11 protein-coding genes are annotated in these 14676 nt (G+C 75.3%); 7 read left to right on the top strand and 4 right to left on the bottom strand.

Features of this window, described 5'->3' with window-relative positions:
• Positions 1–22: 22 nt before the first annotated feature.
• Entirely contained in the window at positions 23–892 is an 870-nt protein-coding gene (locus tag IE287_RS36135; RefSeq protein WP_229883972.1) for a hypothetical protein, read from the bottom strand.
• Positions 893–3051: 2159 nt separating this feature from the next.
• Positions 3052–3657, bottom strand: coding sequence for a GNAT family N-acetyltransferase (locus IE287_RS36130; RefSeq protein ID WP_229883969.1), 606 nt, complete (start codon positions 3655–3657; stop codon positions 3052–3054).
• Positions 3658–3751: 94 nt separating this feature from the next.
• On the opposite strand from IE287_RS36130, the gene IE287_RS36125 reads away from it, so the two are divergent.
• From IE287_RS36125 to IE287_RS36110, 4 genes are all read left to right on the top strand, one after another.
• Entirely contained in the window at positions 3752–4396 is a 645-nt protein-coding gene (locus tag IE287_RS36125) for a hypothetical protein (RefSeq protein WP_189853647.1), read from the top strand.
• A 715-nt stretch (positions 4397–5111) separates the two neighbouring features.
• On the top strand, positions 5112–6590 hold the full coding sequence (locus tag IE287_RS36120; protein WP_189853646.1) for an NtaA/DmoA family FMN-dependent monooxygenase: 1479 nt from the start codon (positions 5112–5114) through the stop codon (positions 6588–6590).
• Positions 6587–7846: an LLM class flavin-dependent oxidoreductase gene (locus IE287_RS36115; RefSeq protein ID WP_189853645.1), complete on the top strand. Its 1260-nt coding sequence runs from the start codon at positions 6587–6589 to the stop codon at positions 7844–7846. Before IE287_RS36120 ends, IE287_RS36115 begins: the two co-directional genes overlap by 4 nt.
• 445 nt (positions 7847–8291) lie before the next feature.
• A complete protein-coding gene (locus IE287_RS36110; protein ID WP_189853644.1) occupies positions 8292–9830 on the top strand; it encodes a phytoene desaturase family protein in 1539 nt (512 codons plus the stop codon).
• A 289-nt stretch (positions 9831–10119) separates the two neighbouring features.
• Here IE287_RS36110 and IE287_RS38940 read toward each other — a convergent pair whose 3' ends face one another.
• On the bottom strand, positions 10120–10914 hold the full coding sequence (locus IE287_RS38940; protein WP_229883968.1) for a hypothetical protein: 795 nt from the start codon (positions 10912–10914) through the stop codon (positions 10120–10122).
• A 439-nt stretch (positions 10915–11353) separates the two neighbouring features.
• Here IE287_RS38940 and IE287_RS36100 point away from each other — a divergent pair, with 439 nt between their 5' ends.
• The 3 genes from IE287_RS36100 to IE287_RS36090 all read left to right on the top strand — a co-directional run bounded on the left by IE287_RS36100 (position 11354) and on the right by IE287_RS36090 (position 13826).
• Positions 11354–12337: a hypothetical protein gene (locus IE287_RS36100; protein ID WP_189853664.1), complete on the top strand. Its 984-nt coding sequence runs from the start codon at positions 11354–11356 to the stop codon at positions 12335–12337.
• Between the two features lie 283 nt (positions 12338–12620).
• Complete coding sequence (locus IE287_RS36095) at positions 12621–12863, top strand: hypothetical protein (RefSeq protein ID WP_189853643.1); 243 nt, start codon at positions 12621–12623, stop codon at positions 12861–12863.
• A 339-nt stretch (positions 12864–13202) separates the two neighbouring features.
• Positions 13203–13826 carry a hypothetical protein gene (locus tag IE287_RS36090; RefSeq protein WP_189853642.1) on the top strand — a complete coding sequence of 208 codons (624 nt, stop codon included), beginning with the start codon at positions 13203–13205 and terminating at the stop codon, positions 13824–13826.
• 363 nt (positions 13827–14189) lie between these two features.
• Here IE287_RS36090 and IE287_RS36085 read toward each other — a convergent pair.
• The coding region (locus tag IE287_RS36085) for an FG-GAP repeat domain-containing protein (RefSeq protein WP_189853641.1) at positions 14190–14676 on the bottom strand (487 nt) is incomplete at its 5' end.

The following is a 14676-nucleotide window of genomic DNA, read 5'->3' as shown; positions in this document are numbered from 1 at the left end:
GCGGCGCGCGGCCGCCGGACGGTCAAGAGCCGGTCCGGGCCCGCAGCGTCACGCCGTACCGCTCGCGGAGCCGGGTGATCTCCCACCAGGCCACCGCCGTGACGGAAGCCGGTCCGCCCACGACGGCGCAGAGCTGGACGAGGAGGGGGCCCGGCGGCATGCCGGAGACCACCACGCCGACACCGGCCACCTCCCAGACGAGGACACCGGTGACCAGGGCCGGGAGGGCGGCGTGGATCCGGGAGACGCCGAAGACGGAGGGGACCAGGGTGAGGGAGGCGAAGACGACGTAGCAGAGCATCCAGAACACCGGCCCCATCAGACCGATCATGAACACCGGCTGCAGCGTGGAGAATCCCTGACTCAGCGTCACCATGGCCGCGAAGAGCAGCGGCAGCGCCGTGAACGCCCCGAAGTACCAGAGGGCCGCACGGCCCGAGGCCGCCAGGTTGGCCCGCATGTGGGGGCGCGCCGACGGCGGCGCCATCCGGAACACGGCCAGGATGACGAGGGGGGCCGTGAGCAGCAGCAGCCAGGGGGTCGTCGTGACCCGGAGGAAGTACTGGGCCTGGAGGTCCGCGAGGTCCTGGTCCGCCCCGTACACGACGAAGATCAGCGCGCTCGCCGCCAGCGCCGTCCAGGCACGGGTGTCCTGCACCCGCTTCATGAACGGGTCGACCACGCGGGGGTAGGCCCGGACCGGGAACTTCCGGTGGGCCTGCCGGGCCGCCGACCGGGCCAGCGGGTAGCCGAGGGCGAGCAGCAGGAAGGGCCAGAGGCAGACGAGCAGCACGGCCCACGCGCAGCCGTGCAGCCGCACCCGCCGCACCAGGTCCGTGAACGGCGGCCAGTCCCCCTCGCGGAAGCGCTCCCAGCCCGAACGCGGCGACACGGACGGCGGGTAGCCGGGCTGCGGCGGGATCCCCGGGCCGCCGGGGGGCGGCGGGCCCCACGCGGGACCGGCGGGCGGCGGGCCCCACGGCTGCCCCGAGGCGTGCGGTCCGCCCGTCGAACCGGGCGGCGGCCCTCCTCCCGGGCCGGCGGGCGGCGGGCCCCAGGGCTGCCCGTGACCGTCCGTCCGGCCGCCGGTCGGTCCGTACCCCTGGCCGGGGCCGGGGGCATAGGGGTTCCGCGCCCCATCGGTCACGTCCGCTCTCCTCTTCCGCGCTTCTCGTCCCCCGCCGGCTCCGGCGGGTCCGCCCGAACCGGCGGGTCCGCCCGAACCGTCGGAGCCGGCAGGACCATCGGATCCGGCAGGACCGTCCGATCCACCGGCTCCGACGGTTCCGTGCGATCCACCGACTCCGACGGCCCCGTCCGGCCCGTCGAATCCGGCGGGTCCGTCCGGCCCGCCGGCTCCGGCGGGTCCGTCCTGGTCGACTCCCTTCGGCGGGAGGCCAGGACCGGTTCTACCATCCCCGCGTCCGGTCGCCCCGATCGCGTCCGGCCTCCGCCCCGGAATCGACCGGGCCGCGCACCGGGCGCCTGGCAGGATCGGCGCGTACGAAGCGTGCGCGCCCTCCTCGTGGGCATCGACGACCACCCCGGCGAGCCGCTCACCGGCTGCGTCAACGACGTGATCGCGGCGGAGGAACGGCCGCGGCGCCAGGAGGGGATCCGCGCGGACGTCCTGCCCCTGCGGAAGGCGGCCGTCACTCGCGACGCCGTACTCGCCGCCATCCGGCGGCACTTGGGGAGCGGCGGCCCGGACGAGACCGCCCTGCTCTGGTCCAGCGGCCACGGGACCGAGCGGCCGGCGAACGACCCGCGCGCGGCGACCGGGACGAGCCAGGCCCTGCTCTGTGCCGACAGCCTGCGTCCGGGCGGCCGTCCGCTTCCGTGGGACACCGAACCGGGCGCGCTCCTGGGGAGACCGCGGCCCGGGGGCCCACGTCGCCGCCGTCCTGGACTGCCGCCACTCGGGCGGCGCCGACCGCTCCGCGCCGGCCGGGGCCGTGTCGCGCGGGGTGGCGTGGCAGCCGTGGTGACCGACGGCGGCGCCGCGCGGGGCGCGGGCGGCCGGGCGGCGCGGCCGGGGCACGGGCACGTGCTGCTCGCGGGCTGCCGGGAGCACGAGCGGGCCCACGAGGCCCCGATCGGCGACGCCACGCGCGGGTACTTCGGCCACGCGCTCCTCGCGGCGCTGGACCGGCTCGGCCCCGAGGCCTCGTACGGAAAGGTCCACGCCCTCGCCGAGGAGCGGGTGCGCCACCGGTACCCCGACCAGCATCCCGAGCTGCGGGGGCCGGAGGCCCGGTGCTTCCTGCACGGCGACACGCTGCCCGACGCGCCGTTCCCGCTGCTGCACGCGGCGGCGGGGTGGGAGGTGAGCTGCGGGGCGGCGCACGGACTGCGCGCGGCGGGAGCCGAGTTCACCCTTCGGGAGGGGAAGGGGGAGCCGTCCGGCGGTCCGGCGCGGGAGCGCGGTCCGGCGACGCCGCGCGCGGTGGCCGTCCGGACCGTGCGGGCGGAGTCCTCGCTCGTCGAGCCCGTCGGCCGGGTCCGGGGCGCCGCCGACCCGACGGCGGTCCACGGAGTGACGCCGTCCGCGCTCGCCTTCCCTCCCGCGGCGGTGAGGGTGATCGGGGACGCCGGGGCCGCGGCCCTGCCGGGCGCCGCCGTCGGGGCGTCCCCGCTGCTCGGCAGCGGCGGCGACGGGCTGCCGCTGCTCGTGGAGGCGCGGGCCGGACGGGGCGGGCGCGCCCGGGTGAGGGGGAGCGGGCGGCGCCGACCCGGGCGAGCTGCCGCTGCGTACCGCCGAGGACGCCGCGCGGCCGGCGGGCCGGCGCGCGCACGTCGTCCGGTGACGGCGGATCCGGGACCCCGCCGACCCCGACCCGCGGCTGTCACCCCAGGCGACGACCACCGTACGCCCGCCGGACGCCCCCGCGGCCCCGGCTCCCGGTCGCCTGCGGGGCGTTGCCGGGTCGAGGTCCGGCCGGGGAAGGTCACGGAGGCCGGCCGGGGGCGCGGCGTGCGGTGGTCTGCGGGTGACGGCCGACGAGTGGTGGCCGGTGGGGCGAGGGGCGCGGCGGGGGGCGGGGCGGCGGCTCAGGAGGCCCCGGGCAGGCCCCAGGTCTGGAGCACGAACGGGCGCCCCTTCTCCTCCCCCTCGATCAGCGGTACGTCGAGCAGGACGAAACCGGCCTTGGTGGCGACGGCGACGCTCGCGGCGTTCTCCGCCTCCAGCTCCAGGATCACCCGTTCCGCCCCGAGCCGTTCGACGGCGTGGGAGGCCATCAGCCGCACCGTCCGCGCGGCGAGCCCCTGCCCCCGGTGGGCCGGACCCACGGCGTACCCCAGCTCGAAGCCGCCCGGGATCCGCCGCATCATCCCCTCCCCGAGCGGTGCCCCGCCGTCGACGGTGATCGCGAACAGCAGGGTCACGCCGTCCTCCCGCAGCTGCCGCGCCCGTCGCAGCCTGATGGCGGCGGCCTGCTCGTCGAACGGCGAGACGATCGGGGTCCAGTACGCGATGTCGGGGTCCTCGAACAGCCCCGGCATGGCGGCCACGTCCGCCTCCGTCCACTCCCGCAGGACGAGCCCCTCCCCCCGGAGCTCGGTCTGCTCGGGGAACGGGGAGAAGCTCGTGTCGCTGCTGCTCATGGTGCGGTCCTTCCTGGCCTCGAAGACGAGGCAGCATATCGATGCGGTCATCACATCGTCCGATATCCGGCGCGCGGTGACCGCGCGAGCCGGCGGCTCCGGCCGGTTAAGACCGTTCTCATGTACGGCGCCTAGCGTGCGCCCCATGGACACGAAGATCACCGAGAAGCCCGAAGAGACGGCGTCCGGGCCGGACGCCGGATCCGCCGCCGCGGACGACTCCACCACGGCGCGGCGCGCCGAGGCGGCCGACTCGGCGGACGACGCCGACACCGACGTCACGGGCAGCCAGGACGACGCGGACGACGCGAACAGTTTGGCCGACGGGACCGACGAGGCCGATGAGACCGACGAGGCCCGTGAGAGCGACGAGAGCGATGCCGAGTCGTCCGCGCCGCAGGCGACCGGCATCGGTGCCGGCGCCGCCGCCGTGGTCTCCGCCGCCCTCTCCGTCGTCGCCCTCACCGGCTCCTGGGCCGGCCGCGTGGTCTCCGAACGCGAGACGCTGATCGGGCAGATCAAGACCTCCGGAACCGGGACCCCCGCCGAGCAGATCAGCGAGATCTACGGTGACGCCTGGCACAGCGTCGCCCTCGTCAACGGCGTCTTCGCCCTCCTCGCCCTGCTCCTCGGCGTCCTCGTCCTCGCCCTCGCCCTCGGCGGCCCTCGGCAGCCCGCCTGGGTCCGTGCGGTCGCCGTCGCCGGCGCGGTCCTGGGCGGTCTCGGCCTCCTCCTGTCCGTCGGCGCCTACTTCGACCTCTTCCTCGGCCTCCCGACCGCCGGCTCCTGACCCCGGCCCCCGGCCTCCCCTCCCCAGCGAGCCACCGGGCCACGGGCCACCGGGCGTCCTTCCGGTGGCCCTCCGGCCCTCAGGGGCCGGACCCTCCCCCGGAGGTTCCCGCACCGCGCTCCGGGGGCCGCCGCCGGTGTGAAGAGCCGCCACGCGCGCCCAGGGCGGACCCGACCGCGGCGAAGGTGACGTGCCCGTAGACGAATCCCGTGGCGCTACCGGGCAGCGCGAAGCGCAACCGCGCCCTCGGCGCCCTCCGCGCCGGCCGAAAAAGCTGCCACTGCGGATCGAGGCGCACGGACACGTCCGGCATGGGCCCGCCGGCGGTACTCGACGGAGCCCCGCCCCTCAACGGTCCCGTGGCGCAGGGCCACCCGTCCGGGACGCGGGCGGTGAGCCGGCTGAACACCTCGGTCTGCGTACGGGTCCCGCCGTCCGGTTCCACCGAGGCGCCCAGCGACGCCTTGGAGAGCCGCGCGCTCCGGCAGGCGTCCTCCGCCGAAGGCGCGGCGTCCGTCGCCCCGGTATGAACACCTCGTGAAGCGGGCCCGGTCGGCCTGGGCAGGGGCCGCCCCTCGCGGGCAGGCTCGGAGAGCCACCACGCCGCCCACGCTCCTGTCGCCGTCCCGCTCCGCTCCCGCGCCCTGCCCCCGCCGGCAGCGCAAGGACCCCGTCCCCCGTTTCGCCGCCGTACCCGGCAGGAGGAGACCGCACCGTGCCCGCCACCGTCGGAAGACGGGTGCATCTCGCAGCCCAGCTGCCCGGCATCCACAACGTGACCGTCTGGTCGGACCCCCGCTCCGAGAGCCAGATATCCATCGACTCCTTCATCCGGCTCGCGCGAACCGCCGAGCGCGGCAAGTTCGACTTCTTCTTCCTCGCCGAAGGGCTGCGGCTGCGGGAGCACAAGGGGCGGGTCTACGACCTGGACATCGCGGGACGCCCGGAGAACCTGACCGTGCTGAGCGCCCTGGCCGCCGTCACCACGCGTCTGGGCCTCGCCGCCACGGTCAACGCCACCTTCAACGAGCCGTACGAGGTGGCGCGCCGGTTCGCCACCCTGGACCGGCTCAGCGGCGGCCGGGCCGCCTGGAACGTGGTCACCAGCCACGACGCCTTCACCGGCGAGAACTTCCGCCGGGGCGGCTTCCTCCCCGAGGCCGACCGCTACACCCGGGCCGCCGAGTTCCTCACCGCGGCACGGAAGCTGTGGGACAGCTGGTCGGAGGACGACCTGAAGGCCGACGCGGGCACGGGAGAGTTCATCGCCCCCGGGGCCGGCCGCTTCACCCACCAGGGGCGGCACTTCGACATCTCCGGCCGCTTCACCACCCCGCCCGGCCCGCAGGGCCACCCCGTGATCATCCAGTCCGGCGAGTCCGACACGGGCCGGGAGTTCGCCGCGTCCGACGCCGAGGTCGTCTTCAGCAGGCACAACCGGATCGACGCGGCGCGGGAGTTCTACCGGGACGTGAAACGCCGCCTGGCCGCGTACGGCCGGCGCCCCGACGACCTTCTGATCCTCCCCACCGCCGGCGTGGTCGTCGCGGACACCGACGAGGAGGCCGCCGCGTACGCGGCGGAGATCAGCCGTGGACTGGTCGGCCCGCAGACCGCGATCGCCCACCTGGAGGCGGTCTGGGGCCGCGATCTGTCCGGCTACGACCCGGACGGGCCGCTGCCCGACGTCGAGCCCGAGGACGAGGTCCCTCTCCTGGAGGGACACTCCGTCTTCCGCAAGGGCCGGGCGGAGACGGCGCGGCAGTGGCGCAGGCTCGCGGAGGAGCGGAACCTCTCCATCCGGGAGCTGGTCATCGAGGTCGGCGGGCGGCAGACGTTCGTCGGCAGCCCGCGGACGGTCGCGGACGCCATCGACGACTACGTGCAGACCGAGGGCGCCGACGGCTTCGTCCTGGTCCCCCACCTCGTCCCGGGCGGCCTGGACGACTTCGTGGACCGCGTCGTGCCGATCCTCCAGGAGAAGGGCGTCCACCGCGACGACTACACCGGCGGCACCCTCCGGGACCACCTGGGCCTGTCCGCCGCACCCCGTCCGGCCCGATGGGGCGGCCCCGGACGACGCCTGCGCGGCGGGCACGGCGGGCACGGCGCAATCGCCGGGCCCAGCAGGTACGGCGGGAACAGCGGGATCGGCGGGCACGACGGGCACGACGACAAGGAGACCTCCGCATGACCGGCACACCCGCCAGCGCCCCCGACACCGCGGACGCCCCGGACGGTGCGGCCGCCCCGCTGCACCTGGCCGTGGCGCTCGACGGCGCGGGCTGGCACCCCGCGGCCTGGCGCGAACAGGGCGCCCGGCCCGGTGAGCTGCTCGACGCCGCCTACTGGACCGACCTGGTCGCCGAGGCCGAACGCGGCCTGATCGACTTCGTCACCTTCGAGGACGCCCTCGGCCTCCAGTCCGCCGCCTTCCACGTCCCCGACAACCGCACCGACCAGGTCCGGGGCAGCATCGACGCGGTGCTGCTCGCCGCCCACCTCGCCCCGCTCACCACGCGCATCGGTCTGGTCCCCACCGCCAACGTCACCCACACCGAACCGTTCCACCTGGCCATCGGCATCGCGACCCTCGACCACGCCAGCCGGGGACGGGCCGGCTGGCGGCCGCAGATCTCGTCCCGCGCGGCCGACGCCGCCCACTTCGGCCGCCGGGCCGTGCCCCGGCTCACCGAGGACGACGTGACCGACCCGGAGTCCGTCGCACGGCCCCTGCGCGCCCTCTTCGCGGAAGGAGCCGAGGTGGTGGAGGCGGCGCGACAGCTCTGGGACAGCTGGGAGGACGACGCGGAGATACGGGACGCGGCGACGGGCCGCTTCCTCGACCGGGACAAGATCCACCCCGTCGACTTCAGGGGGAGTACCTTCAGCGTGAAGGGCCCGTCGATCACCCCGCGCAGCCCCCAGGGACAGCCGCCGGTGGTGAGCCTCGCGCACGCCACCACGCCGTACGAGTTCGCGGCGCTCAGCTCGGACGTCGTCGCGGTCACCCCGCACGACCGGGCCGGCGCGGCGGCGATCCTCGCCCAGGTCGCCGAGGCCGTGAAGCGCACCGGCAGGAACGTGACGGAACGCCCGCTGCGCACCTTCGCGGACCTCGTCGTCCTCCTGGACGACGAACCGGGTGCGGCGGCCCTCCGCAGGGCACGCCTGGACGAGGTGGCCGGGGCCGCACTCGCCTCCGACGCCGAGATCTTCGCCGGCACCCCCGCCGAACTGGCCGACCTGCTGCTCGACTGGCGCTCCGCCGGCCTGGACGGCTTCCGCCTCCGCCCGGCGGCCCTCCCGCACGACCTCACGGCGATCACCCGGGGCCTGGTCCCGGAGCTGCAGCGACGCGGCGTCTTCCGCACGGAGTACACCTCCACCACGCTGCGCGGCCACCTGGGCCTGGCCCGCCCGGCCGGCCGCCACGCGACGACGGGCTGACGACCCGCCAGGGGCCCGGCATCCGCGAGCCCACTTTGAGGTCTGCCCGCTCGCTTGCCGGCTTCGGTGACGGTGCGGTCGGGCGTGCCGGTCACGGACACGGTCGCGCTCCGCGCCCCTCCCCCTCGCCTCTCGGTCTCCTGAGAGTGGCGCGGGACGGCGCGGGGCCGTGCGTCGGTCCGGACGGGGTGTGTCTTCGGGGCTGGGCTTCCCGTCCCGGACGAGAGACCCCGGGCGATTCCACCGGCGTGGGGCGTGGTCCATGCGGGTGGCGCATGGCCGGGAAACCAGAGGACCGCTTCCGGGGCCCGGTGTCGCACGGCACCTGGACGCGACGGCCATCAGGTGAAACAGGTGGAACCCGGGCCTCGGCCCGCCCTCGGGCGACCGCGTGATCACGCCCGTGGGGGGTTTCGCGGACGATTTCCCCGTGTTAGCAAAAGGCATGACCGCACAGCGCTCGTACGACGCCGTCATCGTGGGCGGTGGCCACAACGGACTGGTCGCCGCCGCCTACCTGGCCCGCGCCGGACGCACCGTCCTCGTCCTGGAACGGCTCGGCTCCACCGGGGGCGCCGCCGTGTCCACCCGGCCTTTCGACGGGGTGGACGCCCGGCTCTCCCGGTACTCCTACCTCGTCTCGCTCCTGCCGCAGAAGATCGTGCGCGAGCTCGGGCTGCGGTTCGCCGTGCGGAAGCGGTCCATCGCGTCGTACACCCCGAAGGGCGACACCGGCCTGCTGGTCGGCGGCGGCGGCGAGCGCACCCGCGCGTCCTTCGCGTCCCTCACCGGCTCGGACCGGGAGTACGAGGCGTGGCAGGCCTTCTACGGCCGCATGGGAGAGGTGGCCCAGCGCGTCTTCCCCACGCTCACGGAGCCGCTGCCGTCCCGCGAGGAGCTCCGCGCCCGCGTGGCCGACGAGACGGCCTGGCGGATGCTGTTCGAGGAGCCGATCGGCATGGCCGTCGAGGAGAACTTCGCCGACGACCTCGTCCGGGGAGTGGTCCTGACCGACGCGCTGATCGGCACCTTCGCCGATGCCCACGACCCCTCGTTGCTCCAGAACCGGTGCTTCCTCTACCACGTGATCGGCGGCGGCACCGGTGACTGGGACGTTCCCGTGGGGGGCATGGGCGCTCTCACCGACGCGCTCGCCGACGCCGCCCGCGCCGCCGGCGCGGAGATCCGCACCGGCCACGAAGCCGTGCGGATCGAGACCGACGGCGAGCGCGCCGAGATCACCTACCGCACGGCCGGGGAGGAGGGTGTGGTCGCTGCGGCGCACGCGCTGGTGAACGCCTCGCCGCAGGCCCTCGCCGCCCTCCTCGGCGAGCTGCCGCCGGTGCCCGCCGAAGGCGCCCAGCTCAAGGTCAACATGCTCCTCACCCGGCTGCCGAGGCTCCGCGACCGTTCCGTCGACCCCCGCGAGGCGTTCGCGGGCACCTTCCACATCGCCGAGGGATACGACCAGCTGGCCGCCGCCTACGCCGAGGCGGCCGCGGGCCGGCTACCGAGCGCGCCGCCGTCCGAGGTCTACTGCCACTCGCTGACCGACCCCGGCATCCTCGGACCGGAGCTCGCCGGGAGCGGCCACCAGACGCTGACGCTCTTCGGACTGCACGCCCCGGCCCGGCTGTTCGCCGCCGACAACGAGGCCACCCGCGCCGCCCTCCTCCGGGCGACCCTCGCGGAGCTCGACGCGGTCCTCGACGAGCCGCTCGCCGACTGTCTCGCCCTCGACGGCGAGGGACGGCCCTGCATCGAGGCGAAGACGCCGCTCGACCTCGAACACGATCTGCGGCTCCCCGGAGGACACATCTTCCACCGTGACCTCTCCTTCCCCTACGCGGACGAGGGCACCGGCCCCTGGGGCGTCGAGACCGCCCACGCCAACGTCCTGCTCTGCGGCGCGGGCGCGGTCAGGGGCGGCGGGGTGAGCGGGATCCCCGGCCACAACGCGGCCATGGCGGTCCTCGGACGCTGACGACCCGCCCGCGTAACCGGCCGGCCCGCGTGCCCGACCGCCCCCGTGCCCGACCGGCGCGCGGGGAACCCGTGCCGGGCCAGGACGTCACGGCCGCGGTGCAGCGCCCCACGTGTTCACGCGGGCGCGCCCTCGCCGCTGTCGTACGAAGCGTACGAGGCGTACGAGGCGAGGTACGGGGCCCGCCGGTGCGGCGACGCCCCTGCCTCGCCCCGCGGCGTCGGCCGCCCGGTCGTCTCCCGCGGGCACGTGAAGACCCTCTGCCGCAGGCTTGCGGGCAGACGGTGCCTCAGCGCGGCTTCCCGGGCCGGGCGCAGAGCGGCCGGACCTCCTCCAGGAACTCCGGGTAGTGCTCTCCGTACGTCTCCAGTGCGTGCGAGACCGCGTCCAGGGCCGCTTTGAGCGGGGAGGGTTCGGCGGCGGCGAGCACGGCGGGCAGGGCGAAGTGCGGCTGCGAGATCGGTCCGCGGACCTGTGGTGTGCGGGCGGGGTGCGTCAGCGCCATGGGGGTGACGAAGGCGGGGGCGCGTCCGGCGCCCGCGCGTGCCGCCGACGACTTGACGTCGGACACCGTCGGCGGGGGGCTTTCCGGCAGCCGGCCGAGTTCGTAGTGCTTCGCCCCGTCGTCCCCCGGCTCCGAGGTCTCGATCCATGCCCATCCCGGGGGCGTCGGGGGGAAGTAGGGCGGTCGTCCGGGGGGCACCGCGCCCCGCACCGGCGGCCCCGGCGCGAGCGGCGTGGCGCGCAGCGTCTCCCACATCCGGGCCGTGTCGTCGAAGGGCGGCGGAAGCGGACGCCCCTCCGCCAGCGCGGTGAGCGCGCCGGCGACCCACGGCACGGTGGTCAGACCGGCCCTCTCGCACGCCCGGCGTGCGGCCAGCAGCGCCACGGCACGCTGGACGTCGGCCCCCGCGGCGCCGAGGGCGTGCACCAGGTCGCTGTCGAAGTCGAGCAGGCCGAGGACGTTGCTTCCGCGGACGGCGCGGAGCCTCCGGCTCGGCAGCCTTCCGCCCCACTGCCACCTCTCGTGATGCAGTCGCCGCTCCTCGGCGGCCCGTTCGTCGTCCGTGACCGGCCCGTGCACAGAACACCTCCTTGGGCGGACGGCTTCGCACGTCCCGAGTCCCTGTCGGGCCGGCCGCCTCGCGCTCCGCATCATGCCCCAGGCCACTGACACCAGCCTCGGGCACGGACGGTGCCGGACCGTCACGACCGTCCCCGGACGGAGAGCCCTGCTCGGCAGGGCTCCGGTGCGGTGACGCCGCGAAGGAGTCCCCTCGCGGCTGCCACCACCCCACCTGGCCGTCCGGTGGCTGCTGTCCGCGCCTGCGGGTGGCTACGGGCTCCCCCGAAGGATCCCCGAGATCTCTGTCACCTGCCCGTGACACGGTACGGAGGGTTCTGTCGCACAAGATCCGTACGTTTCTCCTTGCAGCCCCGCCAAGCCTCAACGGCCCCACCCGACAGAGCAGGCGGCATGCGGCTCTCCTCCACTCACCGCCACTCGTCGCACTGGAGTCGTCATGCGTTCCGCCCTCCGCACCGCCGTCACCGTCGCCGCCGTCGCCGGCGCGGTCCTCGCCCCGGCCACCACCGTCTTCGCCACCACACCGGGCCCGGCACCCGCCACCACGGCTCCCACGCTCTCGGCGAAGGTCCCTGTCACCACCACGCCCCCGGCCACCACGCCCTCCACCGTGACGCCCCCGGCCACCACGGCCCCGGCGACTCCGGCCGGTGAGAGCCTCGGACGGCGTCCGCTCGCGGACGGCGGCCACGCCGCCCTCTACCGCGTCGCGACCGGCTCCTACCTGGCCGTCCTCCACGACCCCCGGGGCAAGACCACCGGGGAGCTGAAGGCGGACGGCAGCGGAGCGGGCGACCAGTTCGGCACCGTCTTCGTCATCCTGGAGGCCGACGGCACCGTCCGGTCCTGGCGCAACCCCCACCCCAGCGGGGGCGACTTCAGCGAGGTCCGTGACGGCTGCACCGTCACCCGCCACGCCGCCGCACCCTTCAAGGGCGTGTCGATGGCCCTGACCAACAGCCCCGACGGCCCGGTCGCCAGGCTCAGCCAGAACGGCAAGGTCATCGCGACCCTCGACGCCGGTCACCTCACCGCCCTCTACGGCGGCGCCCGCATCAAGGGCCTGCGCGACCCCATCCCGAGCCTCCAGATGCGCGTCCACAGCGGGCCGATCCCGTGGGCCGGCCTGGGCTTCCCGGCCGTGCCGGAGGACTGCACCACGGCAACGGACGACGAGGAGACGGAGCAGGCCACGCCCACCGCTCCCGCGCCCTCCGCTTCGCCCACCGTCCGCCCCCAGGCCAGGACCGGTGCGCACACCCCCCAGACCGTCGTCGTGCCGAAGGGCTCCGTCGCCGCGGGCGTCGAGCCGACCGCCGTCGACCACGGCCTCGTCCTCGCGGGCGGCGCCGCTCTGGCCGGCGCGGGCGCGGCCGGTGTCGCGCTCGCCCTCTTCCGCCGCCGCGGCACGACCGACTGACCCCGCCCCGCACTCCGTACGCCCTACGCCGTCGATGCCCCGCCCTTCCCCGGGCGGGGCATCCGCGCGCCGGACCCTCCCTGCTCCGTCGGCTCAGCAAGGCGGGCGAACGCACCGTCGAGCACCGGGCGGAGCGGCCGTACGATCCCCGCCCGGACCGCAGCAGGCGTTCCGGGCCTGCTCCCGCCCAGCAGGCCCGGGTGTCCGGCCTGCGCCTTCCGGACGGCCGTCCTGATGTGCCCGGCTGTATGCTTCACCGGTTGTTCGTGAAGGGGGATGCGGGATGGGCAAGGAGGCGAAGGACCTCGCCATCGTGTGGGGGCTGTGGCCGGTGATGGGGCTCATCGCCGCCCCGCATCGCCAGAACGAGGATCTCTTCGACACGGTCTCTCTGGTCCTGTTCGGCCTGTACTCGCTCTCGACGGCCGTGATGACGGTCCGTTTCCTGTACCGCCGGGTTACGTCCAGGACACGGGGCGCGCAGGCCCGTCCGTCGGCGGAACAGCACGAGAAGGCAGCCTCCTGACCCGAGCCGATGCGGAAAACGGCCGCCGGCCTTCGCCGACGTGGGCGCCGGAGGAATCGTGGACGTGTGCTTCTACGGGCACGAGCGCTTCCGGCAGGGCCGCGTGCTCACGAGGTTCCCGGACCTTCAGGTCGACGTTCACGGGTCCCGGCCCCCGGACGTCGTTCGCGGGAGGGGACGACCTGTCGCAGCGGCGCGTGCCGGAACCGGTGTTGTGCCATCCGTACGACGGTCCCGCCCCTGCCCCGCCCCTTCGCGGCATGACCGTCCGGCCTGCGCACCCGGGGCGGGCCCGGGACGTGGGGAACCGGGTGTTCGGGGTCGCACGTCCCCCCGTACATGCTGACCGTCCTGGGAGTCTTCTTCGCCGTCGCGCCCGCGGTCGTCTGGACGACGATCGCCCGCACCCGCTCCGTCGGCTTCGTGATCGGCGGCGCGCTGCTCGCCGGGGCCGGTCTGCTGATCGGTGTCCAGCAGGGCTGGATCGAGGCCCCCGGGCCCGACGCGCACCTCTTGTTCACGGTTCTCGCGCCCTTGCTCATCGCCTGCGGCGCGGGGCTGGAAGGACGGCACGAAAGCTCCCCTCCCCAGAAGTGGATCTCCCTGCGCAACGGGGCGATCGGCTTCCTGGGGGCGCAGTTCGCCCTCACCCTCGTGGCCGGCCTCCTGTACGCGCTGCTGCTCGGCGAAGGCGCGGACGCCCCGCCGTCCAAGGCCCTCCCCGCGCTGCCGCCGGGCATCACCATGACCGAGGAGGGCATCAGTTGCGGTTCCGGCGGCTGCTGGCGCGCCATGACGGTCACCAGCGAGGACGGCCTGTCCCGCCCGGAGATCATCCGTCAACTGGGCCTCCAGCGGGAGAGCTGCCGCTCCAGCGGCTGGCTGCTCGACTGGCGTGACGTGTGCGTCGGAGCCAAGGACAACGGCAGGAACGTCACCGTCTACGCCGGCTGGGGATACTGACGGAGGGCCCGCCTTCACCACCGGCAGCGGGTCCGGACCGCCCGGGCACCGCACCCACCGCGCCCGCGGCGACGAAGGACCGCCGCAGAAGTGCCCCCTCCCGTCCCGCCGGGTCTTCCCGGGCGGGACGGTCGCCGTGCGGGCCGGAGTCGCCCGTACCCGCCCCGTCCCCCCTTCGGGCGCGGGGCGGTCGTCCTGTCCGCCACCACCCGCCTGTCGGGCCTTCCCGTTCGTCTTCGGCTCGCTGGTGGTGCCGGCCCGCCCGGGCCACACCCGTTCCCCGTCCGGCGCTCGCCGGCGACTCGGGTCTCCTGTCCGGTTCGTTACGCGGCGGGGACCTCCTGGCGGGCGGACGAGGCGGGGTCAGGAGAGGTGGTCGTGGGCCGGGAGGCCGGTGAGGGCGGGGCTGGTGACGCGGGTGGCGAAGGGCCTGTGGAGGTCGCCGGTGCCGGCGTAGAAGTAGGCGGTCTTGTTCGGGCCGTACGCGAACAGGTCGGGGCGGCCGTCGTAATCGGCGTCGCCGATGCCGAGGGTGTCGGTGTAGGCGTTCCAGCCGCCGCCGATCTGCCTGCGGGCGGTGAAGGTGCCGTCGCCCTTGCCGAGGTAGAGCCAGAGGACGCCGTTCTTGTCGCGGGCGATCAGGTCGCCGGCGGGGGCGCCGCCGATGTTGCCGGTGGCGGTGATCTGGTTGTAGGCGGTCCAGCCGCCGGTGCCGATCTTCTTGCGCGCGGCGAAGGGGGCCGCCACGTTGCCGGTGTTCTTGTAGAACCACAGGGCGCCGGCCTTGTCGACGGCGACGAGGTCGGGGCGTCCGTCGGCGTCGAGGTCGCTGCCGCCGGTGAGCTGGGTG

The sequence above is a fragment of the Streptomyces omiyaensis genome (assembly GCF_014650895.1).
Lineage (GTDB): Bacteria > Actinomycetota > Actinomycetes > Streptomycetales > Streptomycetaceae > Streptomyces > Streptomyces omiyaensis.
The sequence above is the reverse complement of the archived record's forward strand: the minus strand, read 5'-3'. Positions and strand labels throughout refer to the sequence as shown.

Coding starts and splice junctions, on each gene's coding strand:
- IE287_RS36100 (WP_189853664.1), top strand. CDS start 11,354: ATGCGTTCCGCCCTCCGCACCGCCGTCACCGTCGCCGCCGTCGCCGGC.
- IE287_RS36125 (WP_189853647.1), top strand. CDS start 3,752: ATGGACACGAAGATCACCGAGAAGCCCGAAGAGACGGCGTCCGGGCCG.
- IE287_RS36130 (WP_229883969.1), bottom strand. CDS start 3,657: ATGACCGCATCGATATGCTGCCTCGTCTTCGAGGCCAGGAAGGACCGC.
- IE287_RS36110 (WP_189853644.1), top strand. CDS start 8,292: ATGACCGCACAGCGCTCGTACGACGCCGTCATCGTGGGCGGTGGCCAC.
- IE287_RS36095 (WP_189853643.1), top strand. CDS start 12,621: ATGGGCAAGGAGGCGAAGGACCTCGCCATCGTGTGGGGGCTGTGGCCG.
- IE287_RS36115 (WP_189853645.1), top strand. CDS start 6,587: ATGACCGGCACACCCGCCAGCGCCCCCGACACCGCGGACGCCCCGGAC.
- IE287_RS36090 (WP_189853642.1), top strand. CDS start 13,203: ATGCTGACCGTCCTGGGAGTCTTCTTCGCCGTCGCGCCCGCGGTCGTC.